Source organism: Microcystis sp. LE19-10.1B, assembly GCF_027530565.1.
GTDB lineage: Bacteria > Cyanobacteriota > Cyanobacteriia > Cyanobacteriales > Microcystaceae > Microcystis > Microcystis aeruginosa.
Genome location: NZ_JAPZQM010000100.1, coordinates 1 through 2,387, shown reverse-complemented (window position 1 = coordinate 2,387; position 2,387 = coordinate 1). Strand labels below are relative to the sequence as shown.

Genomic DNA, 2,387 nt, shown 5'->3' with positions numbered 1-2,387 from the left:
AAAGACTTCATCGGTTGTCACTATTGTTACCTGCTGGAGTTTCCTTGTCATTTCTATAGCTTTCTCATGCCAATCATCACGATTGTTAATGAGAGCAACCCAATAAAATGTGTCTGCAAAGATGGTTTTCATTGCTATGATACTATAAACTTTAGTTTCGGCTTTGCTTAGGATTTGGGAACTCCATAAAGATAATGATCATGTTGATTAGCAAGATCTATAGGCAACTTTTCTAAGTCGTCATTGTCTAATGGCATCTCTTCCAGAAGCTTTAATATTGCCTCCCCTACATTACTTTCAGATTTAGCATAACTAGCTTGTGCTGAAAGGAGGAAGTTCAAAGTTTCTTCTATTAAAGAATCCGGTGCTTGTTCAATCTCTTGCAATAGTCTCTCTTTAGTGTTCATGGTTTTATTCCTTGCTAATCAGTTATCAGTTATGGCTCTCTTGGATTTGGTGGGTAAAATGTATTCTAAGATACAGTCCTACTGGCGAGGGAATGGAAGGAACCACAAAGGCACAAAGGACACAAAGATCGATTATGTTGTAGGTTAAGCTTATCGCACAGAGTCTGGAAGATTCCTATAATAAGTCTAAGCTGTGATTTGAATGATTGAGTGAATACTATGATTGTGTTGTATTTGGCAAGTCTTTATCAATGATCAATTATAGTCTATCCCATAATCGCATCAATCATAGTTTAGACTCTTTACCTAATAAAGCGACGCACTAGCCACCGAGTGAGCATCCATAGCAAATAAAACGGCATCCATAGAATAACTATAGGAGTAACGATAATCCACTGCATCCATAGAATAACTATAGGAGTAACGATAATCCACTGCCACCAAGTTAAAGAAGTAGGTTTTTGCTGTTGTCGCAGCCTTTGTAAATTATTACGACAGGTTTTTGTATTAGGATGATTGTCTCCTAAGAGTCGTTTTAACAAATCTAAAGCTTCTAGAAAGAGAGGTTCCGCTTCTGTGTACCTGCCTTGGGAATCGTACAATCCTGCTAAATTGTTGAGGGAAGTTGCCACATCGGGATGATTGTCTCCTAAGAGTCGTTTATACAAATATAAAGCTTCTAGAATGAGAGGTTCCGCTTCTTTGTACCTGCCTTGGAAATGGTACAATGCTGCTAAATTGTTGAGGGAAGTTGCCACATCGGGATGATTGTCTCCTAAGAGTCGTTTACACAAATCTAAAGCTTCTAGATAGAGAGGTTCTGCTTCTGTGTACCTGCCTTGGGATTTGTACAATGCTGCTAAATTGTTGAGGGAAAGTGCCACAAGGGGATGATTGTCTCCTAAGAGTCGTTTATACAAATCTAATGCTTCTAGATAGAGAGGTTCCGCTTCTTTGTACCTGCCTTGGGAACTGTACAATGTTGCTAAATTGTTGAGAGAAGTTGCCACAGAGGGATGATTGTCTCCTAAGAGTCGTTTTTTCAAATCTAATGCTTCTAGATAGAGAGGTTCCGCTTCTGTGTACCTGCCTTGGGATTCGTACAAGTATGCTAAATTGTTGAGGGAAGTTGCCACAGAGGGATGATTGTCTCCTAAGAGTCGTTTTTTCAAATCTAATGCTTCTAGATAGAGAGGTTCCGCTTCTGTGTACCTGCCTTGGGATTCGTACAAGTATGCTAAATTGTTGAGGGAAGCTGCCACATGGGGATGATTGTCTCCTAATAGTCGTTTTCTCAAATCTAATGCTTCTAGAAAGAGAGGTTCCGCTTCTGTGTACCTGCCTTGGGAATCGTACAATCCTGCTAAATTGTTGAGGGAAGTTGCCACATCGGGATGATTGTCTCCCAAGTGGGTTCGAGTTGCGGTTAAACAATCTTGATAGTAAGGTTCAGCAATAGCATACAATCCTTGTCCTTGATAATAACGAGCTAAACCCGTATAGGACCATAATAAATCCTCATCAGCGATATATTGGGGATATTCCCCGACAGATGCTTGTAGATGGAGAAGGAAAGGTTTAAATTCTTCAACGATTTCTACAGTTGTATCCTGTGGCATTTCTGCCGATTTTTTGGCCATAATCCCACAATAACGGCGTTTTGCTGGTTCTGCGTGGGGTGATGCTTCTAACTTATCCCGAAAATAGCGACGCAACAGGGGATGAATTTCATACCAACCATCACGATTATCCTGAACTAAACTCAGGTGAACTAAACTATCGGTTAACCATTCCTCCACTGTATCCCCATCCTCATCGGGAAATAAATCCAGAATCATCCCCTTGGGAAAGGGCGCAAGAGCGAATAAACTGAGGTAAAGTGCCAAAATTTGCGCTTCTGGTTCGCTATGCAACTCCTCCCAACTGAGATTAAAGGCAGCTTTTAACCCTCTTTCCGCAGTCATTTCCCCATGAAACTTG

Annotated in this window: 2 protein-coding genes and 1 pseudogene; all 3 read right to left on the bottom strand. The window is 40.8% G+C overall.

The window, feature by feature from the left end:
• A pseudogene (locus O9332_RS27935) lies at nucleotides 1-132 on the bottom strand (type II toxin-antitoxin system VapC family toxin); the annotation flags it as partial.
• A gap of 35 nt (nucleotides 133-167) precedes the next feature.
• Nucleotides 168-407 (bottom strand): hypothetical protein, encoded by a 240-nt coding sequence (locus O9332_RS03370; RefSeq protein ID WP_002735146.1) that lies wholly within the window; start codon nucleotides 405-407, stop codon nucleotides 168-170.
• 302 nt (nucleotides 408-709) lie between these two features.
• A partial coding sequence (locus O9332_RS03365) for a tetratricopeptide repeat protein (protein ID WP_288023629.1) occupies nucleotides 710-2,387 on the bottom strand: 1,678 nt, incomplete at its 5' end.